We start from the raw sequence: 15,265 nt of genomic DNA on the forward strand, positions 1-15,265 counted from the left end.
CGATGATACATCGTAAGTTTTGGCGCTATCTTCAGCTTTATAACAATGATGCTGGCAACCCCGCTACCGTAACTAACTGATTGAATTTTATCAGCGTCCATAGGCCGGTGGCTTTGCGTCCCATGCTTTCGCCATGGTTTGCCTTGTTCAAACAGGGATAAGCATATAATAATTAGACAGTGATGTCGCCCTCACTAACCACACAAAGTGTGATTTTGGTTCAAAAAGTTTGCAATTGACAAGTTAGAGTAAAGGCTCTTTTTGGCTTAAGAAAGGGGAAAAAGCCACCATGCCCAATGATATGGCAGCTTAAAAAGTTATTATAAAACACTAAKTTATCGTTTTTACAGATTCCCGACTAATGAGCTCGAGATCCATTTCAAATACTTGCTGTTGCGTATCATTATCGTTAATGCGTGCAAGCAAGAGTTTAACAGCGGTCTTACCGAGTCGCCGTTTAGGTTGGTGGACGGTCGTCAGTGGTGGTGAGTAATACTCGGTCAGATCAATATTGTCATAACCAATCACAGAAATATCTTCAGGTACCTGCAACCCCGCTTGGTTAAAGGTGCTAATTGCGGCGAGCGCCATAATATCGTTGAAGCAAAACACGCCCGTGGGACGATGAGTCATATCAATGAACTGTTGCGCAGCGACTTTGGCCTGATCTGCCTCGAAATCAGCCTCTACGATCCAGTCAGGGTTCGCTGTTATATTGGCTTCATCCAGTGCACGGTAAAATCCTGCTAGTCGTTGTTTACAAGTATTTTTATCCATTTGACCGGAAATACAGCCTATTTGGGTATGGCCATTGTCAATAAAGTGTTTGGTTGCCAGGTATCCGCCTAACTCGGCATTGTCTTCGATGCGATCGGTGTTGATATGATGACTTCCCCAGTCCATTACCACCATCGGGAGATCGCGTTTCTTTTCTAACAGCAGCATGAGATCTTCATTGAGATCCGAGCACACCACAATCAAACCATCGACACGTTTTTCTGACAACATGCGTAAATAGTCACGCTGTTTTTCTAGGTTACCCTCGGTATTACATAAGATCAGGGTATAACCTTGCTCATAGCAATAATCTTCTACACCGTGAACCAGTTCAGCGAAAAAAGGGTTGGTTGATTTGGTCACCAACATACCAAGCGTGCGCGTCGTATTACACTTTAAACTACGCGCGACCGCACTTGGCGCATAATTAAGGTCTTCAACGGCTTGCCAAACCTTCTCGGTTGTTTTCTCTGCGACAAAGCGGGTCTTATTGATAACGTGTGAAACCGTGGTGGTTGAAACGCCCGCGAGACGCGCGACATCTTTAATCGTTGCCATCTTAATTCTTCTATATTGTGAAGCCTTGGGATCGTTACTCGCGACCTTACAGAAAAACGCCGCTGTAACGCAGCGGCGTTGTCTTTCACAATCCCGGCTCATCAGAGGGTTGCGAAGGTAACGAATCCGATTTCATCCATTCTCATAGTTAATCGGTTGCGGTCTCAGTTTACTTAGGTTGCTGCTCAGTCGCAATTGGTCTGATGAGCAAGCCATCATCAACAGGTGGTTTTGTGACCCAGCTATGCTCTTGCAGCGTGATCTCATTTTCTTCACAGTCGGCAAAATTGTCATTACGTCACTATCAGTGGGCAAGCATGCGTTGGGTGTGTCATTACTGTGAGTGGGTGTTGATAAATCTCAGTCATCTGGTGGTGCGTAAAGCATTGCCAAGGCGTTCCCGAGAGAACCATTTCGCCTTGTTTCATAAAATAAAGATAATCAGCGTAGCGACTGGCAAGGTTAAGGTCATGCAGTACGATGATCACTGTCATTCCTTGATCAACCAGTGCCCGGCACTGCATGAGCGTTTGGTGTTGGTGACTAATATCAAGGGCAGATGTCGGCTCATCAAGCATCATCATGGCACGAGTCGGTTCAGTGTGCGCTAATTGCATGGAAATACGCGCCATATGCACACGCTGTTTTTCACCGCCCGACAGAGTGGGGTAGGCACGATGTGCAAGATGAGATACATGCCATTGATGTAGCTGCTCTTCGGCTAACGCTCGGATTTGTTTACGGTTTGCTTTTAATGGTGTGCCGCCCATTTCGACGACGTCTWTAACCGTAAACGCAAAGGTTAACCCGCTGGTTTGCGGCAAAAAGGCAACCTGTCTCGCGAATGTATCACGAGGCCATGTCGCTCTTGACGCTGACCAAAACAATACGTCGCCTTGTTGGTGTTGCTCACTCATCAGCTGTTTGAGCAAGGTACTTTTACCCGCTCCGTTCGGACCGAGTAAGACATGTAACTGTCCACTTTGAAACGCGACATTGATGTCGCGAAGCAGTGGGCGTTGAGCAAGGGTGTAATGAAGGTGTTGAACATGAAGCGCCGTACGAGACATTAGTGCACCATCGTTTGTCGTTGCTGAATAAGAAGCCAGATAAAAAAAGGTGCGCCCATCAAAGCGGTAATAATGCCTACGGGCAACTCCGCAGGTGCGACAATCACTCGAGCAATAATATCGGCAAGCGTGAGTAAAAGTGCCCCCAATACTGCAGATAAAGGGATGAGCATACGGTGGTCGGGCCCAACGATCAGGCGGCCAATATGCGGTACCACTAAGCCAATAAACCCAATCAATCCCGCAGCACTAACGGATACGCCCATCCCGGCAGCGGTTGCAATGATCAGCAAACGTTTTAGGCGGTGAATATCTATCCCTAAATACGCGGCTTCGTTTTCACCGAGCAATAAAGCATTCACCTGATGAGCACGACAACAAGCAAACACCGTGAGAGCGACAGACGCCACCCCAGTTAAAACGATTTGCCCCCAACTGGCACCGGTCAGTGATCCCATAGACCACAATGCGATATCGCGTAGGGTTTGATTGTCGGCCACATAGTTGATCATTCCCAGCGCCGCGCCTGATAGCGCGCTGATAGCAATACCGGCCAATAGCATGACGGTAACGGACGTGCCCATCGCGGTGGTGCCGATTCGGTATACAAATAACGTTGCGAAAAGTGCACCAAAAAAAGCAAATAGAGGCACTGATAAGTGAAACGCCATGTTTGTACTGCCAAATGACAATAACAACAGCCCCAGTGCACCGCCTAGAGACGCCCCCCCTGAGACACCAATAATCCCAGGATCCGCGAGAGGGTTACGAAATAGTCCTTGCATTGATGCACCGGAAACGGCGAGTAAAGCGCCCACAAATAAGCAAAGCAGCGTTCGGGGCAGTCTGACTTGCTGCACGATGGCTAATACATGAGGCTCAAGCTGGTCTTGCCAAGGCGTTAGACTTTGTAGACTGACGAGCCAACCTAACTGCCATTGACCGACTGCAATCGAGGTCACCGATACGGCAAGCAACAAAATGATCAGCGCGGGAAAGAGTCGCTGATAAGGATGCTGTATCTGTAATGGCATCACTGGCTAAGCTCTATTAACTGTGATTGCACACGAAGCGCCTCATCTAAGCTTTTCAGGCTCAAACCGCCAACCAACACACTGCCATCGATCGCGAGGATCTTGTTTTGCTGAAAAGCTTGGGTGTTTTCTAGCAAGGGGACGGCATTGGCAAGTCCCGTTAGGCCACCCAATTGGTCCAAAGAACGTTGCATCACCAAAATAAAATCGGGATTAAAACCGAGCAACGCCTCGGGTGAGAGGGGTTTATAGCTGGTAACCGTATTGGCAGCCGGATTAGTCGCGCCGATAAGCTCAATGAGCGTATTGGGTGTCGTGCTCGCGCCGGCAATACTCGCGGGACGACCTTGGTGAACAAGTAAGAAAACCCCCTGCTGTGTCGACGCTAGGGCGCGACGTTTCAGTTGCGTGAGTTTTCCATCGACCGCACGAAGCAGGGGTGCCGCTTTACTTTGCTTGTCTGTGAGGTTGGCAACTTGGGTTATGCGCTGTTTCAGTGCCGCCACCGTCGGTGCACTGGGTAGCGCAACCACCTTAACCCCGGCATTGTCGAGCTTTGTTAATACAGGTTTGGGGCCCATTTCGTCAGAGCCCAATAAAAGCGTGGGTGATAATGAGAGCACCCCCTCCACCGCTAGCTGACGGTGATAGCCGATATTGGGAACATCTTTACTATCGAGCTGGCTCGTGGCGTCAATCCCCACAATTTGTTTTTCTGCCCCCAGATCAATCAGTAGGTCAGTAACACTTGCCCCCGCACTCACTATGCGTGGCGATGCGTGAATTGAAAATGAAACGAGTGTCATCATGAGGGCAATCAGTCGAACAGCAGCGGTTGCCATGCTTTATCCTTATTTTTCAGTGTCAGTAGTGTCGAGTGGTTTATATGCTGGTTAGGTCGCCACACCGTGCGACATGAACGCAGACAATATATTACCCAATACAAATAAGATCAATTATCGTTTGCATTCCTGTTCTCGATCAATAGAATCACCTTCAAATGATGATAAGTCGCATTTGCAGTAAGGCATAGAGAACCGTTATGAAAACCAGAAAGGATATTTGGACAGTAAAGCATAGCCACCGTGTCGCCTTGGCAGTCGGGGCCGTGCTAAGTACGATTACTGTTGCGCCTCAGGCCGTCGCTGAGAGCGCGAGTGCCGCCAGCCAGTCTAAAGAGGCTAGCCCTGTAGAGACGCTCTCTGTCTACGGAAGTCGTATGGACACGCAAAAAGCGAACGCTGGCGTGGCGGTGAGTACAGTGTCATTGGAAGAGATAGAGAAACGCCAGGGAAGTAATGTCACGGATTTGATTCGTCATTTACCCAATGTCTCCGTACTCGGAGGAGGGCGTGATGCCGCTCAGTCTGTTAGCATTCGAGGCCTTAGCAGTGACAACGGCCGCGTCATCCAGCTTGTTGATGGTGCCCGTCAGAATTTTTCGGTCGGCCATCGTTCCAGTCTATTCATCGATCCTGAATTGCTCAGTTCAGTCGAAGTGGTCCGAGGCCCTTCCAGTACGCTGTGGGGGTCTGGTGCATTAGGCGGTGTATTCGCACAAAACACCAAATCAGCCAGTGACTTTCTCTCTGGCACAGAAACCTTGGGTGGCTATGTCAAACAAGGCTTCCACAGCAACGACAACGCCTCACGTACAAGCGGTGCGGTGTTTGGTCGCACGGAGACGGTTGATTGGCTAGTACAAAGCTACTATCACGATAGCGACGATAGCCAATTAGGCAATGGCAAGACCTTGTCGTATTCTGCGGATCGAGAAAAAGGCGGGTTTGCTAAACTGGTGTTTACGCCTTCTTTGGATCACCAGTGGTCATTCATCGCGCGTCAAGGTAAACGTGACGCCATGGTTCCCTCTAATCCGACGACAGAAGAGCCGTCAACCTCGTCGCCCCTCGTGTATCGCCAAGTCGAAGACCAAAGCCTGTCGCTCACGTACAACTATAACCCTAGCCAGTCATGGGTGGATTTAGACACTCGCCTGTATTGGAACGACACCGAGGTCAATGAGCATCGGGTTGATAAAGGTGAGTTTGATAATAATCAGATGCAAACGCTGGGTTTGTCTTTATCGAACCGCTCGACGTTTAAAGCACTAACACTAACCACTGGCCTAGATGCTTATCAAGATCGCTTTGAAACCGTCCGAGATAAAAGCAATACCTCTCGCCCAGACAACCAAGATGCCGAAGCACAAAGCGTCGGCGTATTTTCCCAAGTTGATGTACCGCTGGGACAAGCATGGCACTGGCAAGCGGGTGTCCGTTTTGATGCCTATGATGCGAAAGATAAGCGACCCGAATCGACCATTGGTAACCATGATAATACGGCGTGGTCGCCTTCAACTGCATTGACTTGGAATGCGACTGAACAGTTAGCATTGACTGCCAGCTATCGCGAAGCGTTTCGAGCCCCGAGTTTAGAAGAAATGTATGCCAGTGGCACACATTTTGGAATGAACCAGTTTGTGCCCAACCCAGATTTGAAACCTGAGGAAAGTGCCAACAAAGAACTCAATATTACTTATACGTTTTCGTCTAGTCAGTATATCGACCAAGGTTATATTGATGCTCGATTCTTTCGCAATGACGTCGATAATTTTATAAATCAATCGATTAAAGACGGCTCTTGGGGGGCGTATAATGGCACCACGGTGAAGACGAACCTTCCCGAAGCTAAACTCGAAGGCATCGAGATTAGCTTGCATCACCAACTTGGTGGTTTTACCAATAATCTGAGCTACAGCCAAACCGAAGGCAAGAATAAGCATGATGGCAGCTATCTAGATAATATTCCCGCTCATAAATGGGTTGCGGAAACCGACTACGCGCTGGCGACGTTACCAGTGAGTGTTGGTGGTCGCGTCTCTCATTATGCCGATCAAGACGACACGAATAATGCCAACACCTACGACGGCTATACCCTGTGGGATCTGTATGCAAGTTATAGCCCGAATGGCGCCTGGGATGGGGTGAAGTTTGATCTCGCGATCGATAATTTAACCGATGAACAATACACCCAAGCGTGGGCGCAAACCGCGTCACCCGGGCGTGATATTAAGTTTAATGTTCGGTACCAGTTTTAACCCAAAGATAAAGGGCAGGTGAACGCCTACCCACTCAGAGACGACACACCACAATAAGAATAGGCTGGAGTGATCAATGACAACCACTTTAAACGAGCAGGTAAACGCACTATTGGCAGATAATGCCTCTATATTGCCTGCTGATATAGCGAAAACCCTAGGCGTGAGTGAAGGCGAGGCAGTACGTGCCATGCCGGCTGAGTATCAAACGTGGGTGGACGGGCAGCATGCGGAAACCGTTTTCACCCAGGTGGCCGAATGGGGTGGCCCAGTCACAGCGATTGTGCATTCCGGTGGCTCAATTTTTGAAGTAAAAGCCCCGTTTCCGAAAGGAAAGATCGCTTATGGCTACTACAACTTAATGGGAAAGCCGGGTGAAATGCATGGCCACCTAAAATTAGAGCGCATGACCGGCATTGCCTTCGTCAGCAAGCCTTTTCGCGGTAAAACAACTCACTATATCGGCTTTTTCACCGAACAGGGGGATTCAATCTTTAAAATTTACGTGGGAAGAGACGACAAACGTCAGCTTCTTGAACATCAGGTTGAAGCCTTTAATCAACTAAAAACGCAGTTAGCGACCTCAACACCAACAGACCCGGAGCAATAATCATGGATCAAGCGACAAAACAACAACGCCTACAAAACCGCCTTGGCCCAGAAATCGAAGCCTTTCGTGCTAACTGTCGGACTTTGCAGCTAGCAACCGTCGATGCCCAGGGAAAACCCAACGTGAGTTATGCGCCATTTGCACAGTTGGAAGACGGTTTTTATATTTTAATCAGTGAAATTGCTCGTCATGCTCGGAACCTACAACAAAACCCCCAGGTTTCGCTGATGATGATCGAAGACGAAAGCGGGGCAAAACAGATTTATGCGCGCCAGCGCCTTAGTTTTGATGCCAATGCTGAATTAGTGATGCGTGATACCACTGAGTGGCAAACGGGGATTTCGGCGCTGACCCATCGCTTTGGCGATATTATCGACAGCTTAAGCGGGTTAGCTGACTTCCATTTATTCCGTCTAAAGCCGGAAAATGGTCTGTATGTCAAAGGGTTTGGTCAGGCCTTTCAGGTTGGCAGTGATGATTTTGTCGATATGGTACACCTTGACCAAGGTCATCGAAAACTTGGCGACAGCCAAGATGTTCAATCGACCGATGAGATAGCGGTTAACGACTAACCGAGTTTGCTTTCCTCAAACGGCGATGTGTGAAGCATCGCCACTCTTGTGTCGCTTCAGTCCGGGTTTACTTAGTAACAACCCAGTGATGATTATGATAAAGTTGTCGGCATCATAGAGCGTATAACCTGATTAGCATGAATTATCTCCCGTTGTCTGAATATAAAAGAAAGTGGATCTTCACCCACCAGTCTTTGCCTATTCCCGAACAGGATCTCGCTGATATTAAACCCATGGCTGAGGCACGCGCGGCGCAGTTATGGCAAGAATTTATCAGTAAAGACAGCCCAACACCGGATCATTTTGGCAAGCAAGACTGGCCGACGCATCAAAGCGTTTGGACCCAGCGACTGGTTTGGCAACAAGCCTGGGACGACGATGATGATCTTCCCGTAGAGTTTCTCGCTAACTTTCCTTGGGAAGACAATATTACGGTCTATTTTTGCTACGACAAACATAATATTGTCGAAACCCAATGGGGCGTGTTTAAACGGTATTGGAAAAACTTTCTATTCTACGATGATAAGCCTATTTTGCTTGGGCGTCGTCGTAAGGAAGTCGCTATGTTTGAGCAATCAGGCGAAGTGGTGATTGGCAAGCGTGACTGACCTCAAGTTATCAGCGGTAGTGCCGTTACCAATGGTAGCCATGCGCCAATGTGACAGCCGGGCGTGGTGACGGTGCGATGCGTCTTGATAAGTGACCAGCCATAGAGAGACGCGTTGTATTCGGTGCACAGTGTAGGAAGAAGTGATGATTAAGATAATGGCCGCAGTGTGCTTGTCGATGTTATTGGTCGGATGCTCACTGCCAAAAATGTCGGACTTATGGCGCAATTACAGCACCATTGGTCTCAATGAAGCACTGCGTGGCGCGCAACAAGATCTTGTCCATTGCCGCTATGACAAAACACTTGATACGGCTCAGCGCTACACCGTGATTGGTACGGCGCGTGAGAAAACACGTGCGTTTGAGCTAATGGGCATTGTCTACAGCGAACAAGAGAACAGTGCAGAGTTTGATCACACGCTGCAGCGGTTTTTGTTTTCAGAACCGGGGCGAACGATGACGGCATCTCAGGTACAGATGCAGTGGCGTCAAGCCCAAATTGATATCGAACATCAACGCGAGGCAGTACTGAGCCAAACACATTGCTTGCAATCAACGACGTCACCAAAAGCAGGGCCGCTGAAGTAGCCCGTTTACTGCGCAGGTCATCATTTTTTAGCGCAATAGGGCAGCCACCACCGTAACGGGGCTGCCTTTTTATTGCTCGAACCGCACCGACTTAGGCTTTGAGAATACTGTCAGCCAGTGTCATCAGGCGTGGGTAGGCAAACTCACTTTCTTTGGCGATTTCACCCTGCTCCGCCAACACTTCTTGCAAAATATCAGCGGTGGTGAGGGGATTGGCCAGCACGACACGGAAAACCGTGGTGGTGCGACGTTGCCATTGCTCAGGCGTAAGACGTGTACGGGAGACAAAGGTTTTGCCCGATTCGCGCTGGCGCTTTTGAATGAACTTGGTTAGGTCGTTAAGCAAATCATGCATCAACTCAATTTGCTCCTCACTTGCCACAGCCAGCGCGGTTTGTACTTTTGCGGGCACAAAGCGATAGGTGAGTAGGCACAACTCGGGTTCCGATATCAGCTCAAAATCTGGATCTGTGGTTATCATGTCGGCAAACGTCGCCGCTTTATCAATACTTTGATCGATCAATAACTCATAACCGCGGCGAGAAATGATGTTCATACAAGCAAACACCAACATTGCCATACCACTGCGAGAGCCTTCGAGTGTGTGACTCCCCAGATCTTTTGCTCCTTTACGCAGGATGTACTCCGCATGATGTTCGATCGACGCCACGAGCGACGGATCTTTAAATAACACCATACCAGCCCCCATAGGGACATAAAGCTGTTTGTGCGCATCAATCGTGACAGAATCGGCACGTTCAATCCCAGCCAGTTTGTGGCGCTGATTATTTGACATCAAGGTCGCGCCGCCCCACGCGGCATCAACGTGGAAGTGAATGCCCTCACGTTCCGCAATATCAGCCAGTGCATTGAGAGGATCAATGCTGCCTGTCTCTGTGGTGCCCGCCACCCCCACGATAGCTATCGGTTTAATATTGTCCCGGTTAAGTGTGGCAATGGTCTCTTCGAGTGCATCAATGCAAATACGATTTTGGCTATCTGCAGGAACCGAGATCAGTTGGTCGCGGCCAATGCCGAGTACATCCGCCGCCTTACCCAATGAATAGTGGCCTCGTTCTGACACCAAGATCGCGAGGTCGCGATAGCCATAGTGACGCATCGCGCCAAACAAGCCAGCCTTGTTGATGCCAGGAAACTCTCCGTCAGGTTTGAGCACGTTATTTCGCGCGACCCACAACGCGGTGATATTCGCCACCGTCCCACCTGAGCAGAAGGCCCCTAATGAATGGTTCGCGCTGTGCATCCAACTTTGATAGAAGGCGTCGTCTTGCTGATAAATCAGGTTGTGCAACATGCCAAGCACTTGCCGCTCAAGCGGTGTAAATGCCTTAGATGTTTCAATTTTGACCGTATTTTGGTTGAGGCCAATCATGATTTTAGAGAGCGGCATCAAAAAATAAGGCAGTGCAGAGGTCATGTGGCCGATAAATCGCGGTGAAGCGGTATGTACCGATTGAGCGACGAGCTTATCGAGCAGAAACTGCGTGTGATCAGAGACAAAAGTGGGGTCTTCAGGGATGGCCGGATCGCTAAAATCGCGCTCAATATCAGCGAGCGACCGTTCGGTGGCCGTAATATGGTTTTGTAAAAACCGGTTTAGATTCTGAGAGATCGCTTGCTCAATTTGACTGAGCGTTGAATCTGGGGCTTCGGGGACAGTGAAAATCCGGTGCAAGGTTTCCGGTGTGGCGTCCGCGGCTTTATTTTGTGTTGCCATGACGTTCTTCTTATATCTGCTTGGCTGTCCAAATAGTGACTCTCTCATGCGCATTGAGAGTAGGGTCACGATCACTGACTGAAATTAGGCCTCAACATAGCAAAAAAAAGCGAGAGCATCAGGCTTTTTTTACTGATAGATGACAGCTGAAACAGCACACGCGAAAGAGAGTCGATAAAAGAGCCAGCGGTTGCCGGCTCTCAAACAGCGGCCTGTTTACTGACACTGACGTTGGTTAATGCTGTTCATTTGGTCATTGTACTGGTTAAGTGCCTTATCAATCTCTTTTGGATGACTTAGCAGATCGGCAAGTGCACTGCGAAGGGCGTAGTTCCCGTCCATGGCTTCGCCTTGGCGGAAGTTAAACACTTTTTCGGCCAGCGCAGAGGGGGGCAACGAGCTTTGTGCGAGTGTTTTTACGTCTTCTTGGCCTAGTTTTAACCAAGATTCCACTGGCGCTTCCAAATTGAGCTTGGCGCTGTCATTTTCTAAATAGTAATCAAACGCTTTTGCATTGAGGTTAAAGTGATTTTTACGGCCTTGCAAAAACCACTGTGCAACCTCATCGAGCGATGCGTCTTTTTTCACCGTCATATCGACCAACGCTTGGTACCAATTGATCGATGCATCTACATAATCATGATACTTGGCCGAATAGCAATCTGCATTTTTGACAGGCGCAGCGTTTGACATTATCGGCAATAGTGCCGCGACCAGTGCAAGGGCATAGCGTTTCATAACATTATCCTAATCGTTATCGTGTTTGCGCTTTATGATTATACGCACCAACCATGTGCGGGGCGCAAACGTTGAGGTTTGGGCATCTTTGTGAATGATAAAACGCGGATATTGTAGAACGAGCCAGCGACAAAGTTAAATAACACATTGATATAAAAAGCCCTGTAGCAGAAAAGCTGTGACGTCACACTCAGTTAGCGCGTTGACATAGCTTGTGGGTTCGACAGTACCGACAGCCAGTGGTGGGCAAATTCGGCAAAACCAAACCCTCCCGGTGCATCTGTGATCCAAGTTGGTACGGTGGCCAATGTCGGAAGGTGAGAGGAGATATTCGCGACGCCGACGCTCAGAGGAAAGTGGGCAAACATTTCGCTGTCGTTCGGTGAATCGCCAATAAACGCTGCGCGTTGCTGAGTTTGCTTTCCTGTGACACTGTAACGATCTAACCATTCTTGCGCCGCGTGTCTTTTACTGTGGTTACCTAACCAGGCGTTAATGTGAATCGAACTGGCCGTTGCATTGACTCCCTGCCCATGAAGCTCGTCGAGTAATGCATTGATCTCGTCTGCGGATGCGCGTGGCGTATGCTGGCCAATATCAATCGCCACTTCACAGAGACGATAGGACTGATCGGCAGCAAGTGCGCGAGCTGGATAGCGCTGAAGTAAGCGGTTTACCCAGTCAAGTAGCGCAGCTTGCTGTTGATGGGCGGCGTGATTGATTTTCGTGAAGCGCTGACCGTTTTCTTGCCATAGGATCACGCCACCGTTTTCGCTTATCACCGTATCGACAGGCCAGGCGTTAATCATATGATCGCCCCAGCCAGCGCACGCGCCAGTAACAGGGACAACGTGAATGCCGGCTTCACGGAGATCGGCCATTGCCTTCAGTGTTTGCCAAGGGAGCTCACCTTTCCATGTCAAGGTGTCATCGACGTCGGTAAACAGCCATTGCACGTTACGCCAGCGTATGGCGTGGTCATGCATTGACGATATGGGCAAACACTGATTCGGCATAGGTATTGCGATCCTCACTAATTAAATAGCTGCCACATGGCGATGATTCATTTGACGCAGAGTGAGCGCCAGCCGTTTTCCCTGCTCATGGTCAAACACGTGGAGGTTCTCAGGGGCAATCGCCAAGGGTAGGTTATCTCCTTCTACGACCTTACTGTGCCCCTCTAAACGCAGTGTGATGAAGCTGTCAGTATCGCTTATATGCCCATAGACCAGCAAATCAGCTCCCAAAGACTCGGTTAAGGTAACTGACAGTGTGAAACAGGCCTGATCGGCCGGTACCACTTTTAAGTGCTCGGGACGTAATCCGACGGACACGGATTGTGTGTCAATGCCCTGACACTCAGCCAATACGTGTTGACCTATCGAGAGGACGTCATTGTCGATACGACCTTCAACGATATTCATCGCTGGTGAGCCGATAAAAGTGGCCACAAACAAGCTAGCCGGGGCATCGTAGACGTCTAAAGGCGTACCAATTTGTTCAACGTTACCACCATTTAATACCACGAGGCGATCCGCGAGAGTCATTGCTTCAACTTGGTCGTGGGTGACATACACAGCAGTGGTATTCAGCTTTCTCTGCAAACCTTTGATTTCCAGGCGCATTTGTACACGCAGTTTGGCATCAAGGTTGGATAACGGCTCATCAAAGAGAAAAACCTTGGGACGACGCACAATCGCACGGCCCATTGCCACCCGTTGTCGTTGTCCGCCGGACAATTGATTGGGCCGTCTGTCGAGTAGGTGCTCTAGCTCGAGCATGGTCGCGACCTCGGTGACAAGCTGTTGAATGGTCTCTTTTGGTGTCCCGCGATTTTTAAGGCCATAGGCCATGTTGTCGAATACACTCATGTGTGGGTAAAGCGCATAGTTTTGAAATACCATGGCAATATCGCGCTCGCCAGGCTCAAGATCATTCACTTTTTTATCGTCAATGACTAATTGTCCGCTGGAAATCGCCTCTAGGCCGGCAATCATGCGCAGTAAGGTTGATTTGCCACAACCACTGGGGCCCACCAATACAATCATTTCGCCATCTTTCACTGATAAGTCGACGCCGTGAATGGCTTTGAACCCATTAGGGTAGGTCTTTGCCATCTGTTCTAGGGTTACCGTTGCCATTTACTTCTCCGTTTCCACTAAGCCTTTTACAAAGAGTTTTTGCATGCCGAGCACCACGATCACCGGGGGTAGCATCGCCATTAGAGTTGTTGCCATTACGCGGTTCCATTGCACCTCACCATCACCAACAGAGAGCATGCGCTGAATACTCATCACAATGGTGTAGTACTCATCATCGGTGGTGATCAAAATCGGCCAAAGGTACTGGTTCCAACCATATATAAAGGTGATCACAAACAGTGCGGCGATATTGGTGCGCGAAAGAGGCAGCAGAATGTCTTTGAAAAACTTGAACGGGCCCGCGCCATCAATTCGCGCGGCTTCAAGCATTTCACCTGGGACCGTCATAAAAAACTGACGGAATAGAAAGGTCGCCGTAGCGCTGGCGATGAGTGGAATGGTCAATCCCGACATCGAGTTGAGCATGTTCAGGTCGGCAATGACCTGGAATGTTGGCATGATGCGCACCTCCACCGGTAGCATTAGGGTCATGAAAATCACCCAAAATGCCAACATTCGACCGGGAAAGCGAAAATACACCACGGCATAGGCTGAAAGAATGGAAATCGCGAGCTTGCCAATGGCGATGCCCATTGCCATTAAAAATGAATTCCACAGCATGCCGGCCACGGAAATGTTTAACTCGCGTGATGTGCCTTCGGTTAATACCTCCTCGAACACAGATAATCCTTTGTCACCAAACCATAACGGCGTGACACCACTTACAAAGGCGCTGCTGTCATGGGTGGCGGCGGTCAACGCAAGCCACACAGGGAGCGCCACCGAGGCGACGCCTAAAATCAACACCAAATGCGAGAACACAGTAAGCCAAGGGCGACGTTCAACCATTAGTAAGCCACCTTCTTTTCAACATATTTAAACTGAATCACGGTTAATGCGCCCACGAGGATCATCAACACGACGGATTGCGCGGCGGACGATCCCATATTGAGGCCGACAAAACCGTCTGCATACACTTTATAAACCAGCGTTGTGGTGGATTGACCGGGCCCACCTTGCGTCATGGCATGAATCACCCCAAAGGTTTCGAAAAAGGCGTAGACCAAGTTCACAACCAGCAGGAAAAAAGAGGTCGGAGAGAGCAGTGGAAAAATGATGGTCAAAAAGCGTTTTACTGGGCCTGCGCCGTCAATAGCTGCCGCTTCAACCAATGAACGTGGGATAGATTGCAGCCCGGCGAGGAAGAACAGAAAGTTGTAGCTAATCTGCTTCCATGTAGCGGCAATGATCACCATGGTCATGGCATCGCCAGAATGGATAAACGGATTCCAGTCTAAACCAATGGCTTTTAGCGCGTGGGCCAATACACCGACAGTGGGATTGAACATGAATAACCACAACACCCCTGCGACAGCGGGAGCGACCGCGTAGGGCCACACCAAGAGTGTTTTATAGCCTGTCGCCCCTTTAATGACACGGTCAGCCATCACCGCGAGCACAAGCGCCGATAGAAGCGCGATGCCTGCAACAGAAAAACTAAAGAATAAGGTGGTCAAAAAAGAGCGATAATAGCTGGTGTCTCCCAATAACTCGGTGAAATTTTCGCCACCGACAAACTCGGTACTAAGACCGAAAGGGTCTTCCAACAAGGTGGATTGCCATACAGCCTGCGCCGCGGGCCAGATAAAAAAGATAAAGGTGATCAGCAATTGAGGCGCGAGCAATAAAATGGGAAACGCACAATGATTAAATGTGGGTTTATTGGACAT

The 15,265-nt window shown here is 49.3% G+C and carries 15 protein-coding genes and 1 riboswitch; of the genes, 5 read left to right on the plus strand and 10 right to left on the minus strand.

Going from position 1 to position 15,265, the window contains the following annotated elements; all coding sequences use genetic code 11:
* Nucleotides 1–50: 50 nt before the first annotated feature.
* Nucleotides 51–153, minus strand: a riboswitch (cyclic di-GMP riboswitch).
* Between the two features lie 177 nt (nucleotides 154–330).
* The 4 genes from BZG73_RS05930 to BZG73_RS05945 form a co-directional block, all read right to left on the minus strand.
* The gene (locus tag BZG73_RS05930; protein ID WP_077667824.1) at nucleotides 331–1,335 is read right to left on the minus strand and encodes a substrate-binding domain-containing protein; all 1,005 of its coding nucleotides are present in this window, start codon (nucleotides 1,333–1,335) and stop codon (nucleotides 331–333) included.
* Between the two features lie 293 nt (nucleotides 1,336–1,628).
* Entirely contained in the window at nucleotides 1,629–2,405 is a 777-nt protein-coding gene (locus BZG73_RS05935) for a heme ABC transporter ATP-binding protein (RefSeq protein WP_077667825.1), read from the minus strand.
* Complete coding sequence (locus BZG73_RS05940) at nucleotides 2,405–3,439, minus strand: FecCD family ABC transporter permease (RefSeq protein WP_077667826.1); 1,035 nt, start codon at nucleotides 3,437–3,439, stop codon at nucleotides 2,405–2,407. The genes BZG73_RS05935 and BZG73_RS05940 overlap by 1 nt, the downstream gene beginning before the upstream one ends.
* Nucleotides 3,439–4,281 carry a heme/hemin ABC transporter substrate-binding protein gene (locus BZG73_RS05945; protein WP_077667827.1) on the minus strand — a complete coding sequence of 281 codons (843 nt, stop codon included), beginning with the start codon at nucleotides 4,279–4,281 and terminating at the stop codon, nucleotides 3,439–3,441. The genes BZG73_RS05940 and BZG73_RS05945 overlap by 1 nt, the downstream gene beginning before the upstream one ends.
* Before the next feature lie 200 nt (nucleotides 4,282–4,481).
* Here BZG73_RS05945 and BZG73_RS05950 point away from each other — a divergent pair, with 200 nt between their 5' ends.
* The 5 genes from BZG73_RS05950 (at nucleotide 4,482) to BZG73_RS05970 (ending at nucleotide 8,918) form a co-directional block, all read left to right on the plus strand.
* Nucleotides 4,482–6,539, plus strand: coding sequence for a TonB-dependent hemoglobin/transferrin/lactoferrin family receptor (locus BZG73_RS05950; RefSeq protein WP_077667828.1), 2,058 nt, complete (start codon nucleotides 4,482–4,484; stop codon nucleotides 6,537–6,539).
* 76 nt (nucleotides 6,540–6,615) lie between these two features.
* A complete protein-coding gene (gene hutX, locus BZG73_RS05955; RefSeq protein ID WP_046073303.1) occupies nucleotides 6,616–7,149 on the plus strand; it encodes a heme utilization cystosolic carrier protein HutX in 534 nt (177 codons plus the stop codon).
* Between the two features lie 2 nt (nucleotides 7,150–7,151).
* The gene (gene hutZ / locus BZG73_RS05960; protein ID WP_046073302.1) at nucleotides 7,152–7,721 is read left to right on the plus strand and encodes a heme utilization protein HutZ; all 570 of its coding nucleotides are present in this window, start codon (nucleotides 7,152–7,154) and stop codon (nucleotides 7,719–7,721) included.
* Between the two features lie 137 nt (nucleotides 7,722–7,858).
* The gene (locus BZG73_RS05965) at nucleotides 7,859–8,329 is read left to right on the plus strand and encodes a DUF2947 domain-containing protein (protein ID WP_046073301.1); all 471 of its coding nucleotides are present in this window, start codon (nucleotides 7,859–7,861) and stop codon (nucleotides 8,327–8,329) included.
* A 145-nt stretch (nucleotides 8,330–8,474) separates the two neighbouring features.
* Nucleotides 8,475–8,918, plus strand: a complete 444-nt coding sequence (locus BZG73_RS05970) for a hypothetical protein (protein WP_046073300.1) — start codon at nucleotides 8,475–8,477, stop codon at nucleotides 8,916–8,918.
* 91 nt (nucleotides 8,919–9,009) lie between these two features.
* On the opposite strand, the gene panP is transcribed toward BZG73_RS05970, so the two are convergent.
* The 6 genes from panP to ugpA all read right to left on the minus strand — a co-directional run bounded on the left by panP (nucleotide 9,010) and on the right by ugpA (nucleotide 15,265).
* Nucleotides 9,010–10,656, minus strand: coding sequence for a pyridoxal-dependent aspartate 1-decarboxylase PanP (gene panP, locus BZG73_RS05975; protein ID WP_046073299.1), 1,647 nt, complete (start codon nucleotides 10,654–10,656; stop codon nucleotides 9,010–9,012).
* Between the two features lie 216 nt (nucleotides 10,657–10,872).
* Nucleotides 10,873–11,394, minus strand: coding sequence for a hypothetical protein (locus BZG73_RS05980; RefSeq protein WP_046073298.1), 522 nt, complete (start codon nucleotides 11,392–11,394; stop codon nucleotides 10,873–10,875).
* A gap of 194 nt (nucleotides 11,395–11,588) precedes the next feature.
* On the minus strand, nucleotides 11,589–12,410 hold the full coding sequence (locus tag BZG73_RS05985; RefSeq protein WP_077577845.1) for an HAD family hydrolase: 822 nt from the start codon (nucleotides 12,408–12,410) through the stop codon (nucleotides 11,589–11,591).
* Nucleotides 12,411–12,431: 21 nt separating this feature from the next.
* Nucleotides 12,432–13,535, minus strand: coding sequence for a sn-glycerol-3-phosphate ABC transporter ATP-binding protein UgpC (gene ugpC, locus BZG73_RS05990; RefSeq protein ID WP_077667829.1), 1,104 nt, complete (start codon nucleotides 13,533–13,535; stop codon nucleotides 12,432–12,434).
* A complete protein-coding gene (gene ugpE / locus BZG73_RS05995; RefSeq protein ID WP_046073296.1) occupies nucleotides 13,536–14,384 on the minus strand; it encodes a sn-glycerol-3-phosphate ABC transporter permease UgpE in 849 nt (282 codons plus the stop codon).
* The gene (ugpA, locus tag BZG73_RS06000) at nucleotides 14,384–15,265 is read right to left on the minus strand and encodes a sn-glycerol-3-phosphate ABC transporter permease UgpA (protein ID WP_046073295.1); all 882 of its coding nucleotides are present in this window, start codon (nucleotides 15,263–15,265) and stop codon (nucleotides 14,384–14,386) included. The genes ugpE and ugpA overlap by 1 nt, the downstream gene beginning before the upstream one ends.

Origin of the sequence: Salinivibrio siamensis, from assembly GCF_001996005.1 — a bacterium.
Lineage (GTDB): Bacteria > Pseudomonadota > Gammaproteobacteria > Enterobacterales > Vibrionaceae > Salinivibrio > Salinivibrio siamensis.

Excerpts from the sequence above, each read along its gene's own strand:
- BZG73_RS05940 (WP_077667826.1), bottom strand. The coding sequence starts at position 3,439 with ATGCCATTACAGATACAGCATCCTTATCAGCGACTCTTTCCCGCGCTG.
- BZG73_RS05945 (WP_077667827.1), bottom strand. The coding sequence starts at position 4,281 with ATGGCAACCGCTGCTGTTCGACTGATTGCCCTCATGATGACACTCGTT.
- BZG73_RS05950 (WP_077667828.1), top strand. The coding sequence starts at position 4,482 with ATGAAAACCAGAAAGGATATTTGGACAGTAAAGCATAGCCACCGTGTC.
- hutX (WP_046073303.1), top strand. The coding sequence starts at position 6,616 with ATGACAACCACTTTAAACGAGCAGGTAAACGCACTATTGGCAGATAAT.
- hutZ (WP_046073302.1), top strand. The coding sequence starts at position 7,152 with ATGGATCAAGCGACAAAACAACAACGCCTACAAAACCGCCTTGGCCCA.
- BZG73_RS05965 (WP_046073301.1), top strand. The coding sequence starts at position 7,859 with ATGAATTATCTCCCGTTGTCTGAATATAAAAGAAAGTGGATCTTCACC.
- BZG73_RS05970 (WP_046073300.1), top strand. The coding sequence starts at position 8,475 with ATGATTAAGATAATGGCCGCAGTGTGCTTGTCGATGTTATTGGTCGGA.
- panP (WP_046073299.1), bottom strand. The coding sequence starts at position 10,656 with ATGGCAACACAAAATAAAGCCGCGGACGCCACACCGGAAACCTTGCAC.
- BZG73_RS05980 (WP_046073298.1), bottom strand. The coding sequence starts at position 11,394 with ATGAAACGCTATGCCCTTGCACTGGTCGCGGCACTATTGCCGATAATG.
- BZG73_RS05985 (WP_077577845.1), bottom strand. The coding sequence starts at position 12,410 with ATGCCGAATCAGTGTTTGCCCATATCGTCAATGCATGACCACGCCATA.
- ugpC (WP_077667829.1), bottom strand. The coding sequence starts at position 13,535 with ATGGCAACGGTAACCCTAGAACAGATGGCAAAGACCTACCCTAATGGG.
- ugpE (WP_046073296.1), bottom strand. The coding sequence starts at position 14,384 with ATGGTTGAACGTCGCCCTTGGCTTACTGTGTTCTCGCATTTGGTGTTG.
- ugpA (WP_046073295.1), bottom strand. The coding sequence starts at position 15,265 with ATGTCCAATAAACCCACATTTAATCATTGTGCGTTTCCCATTTTATTG.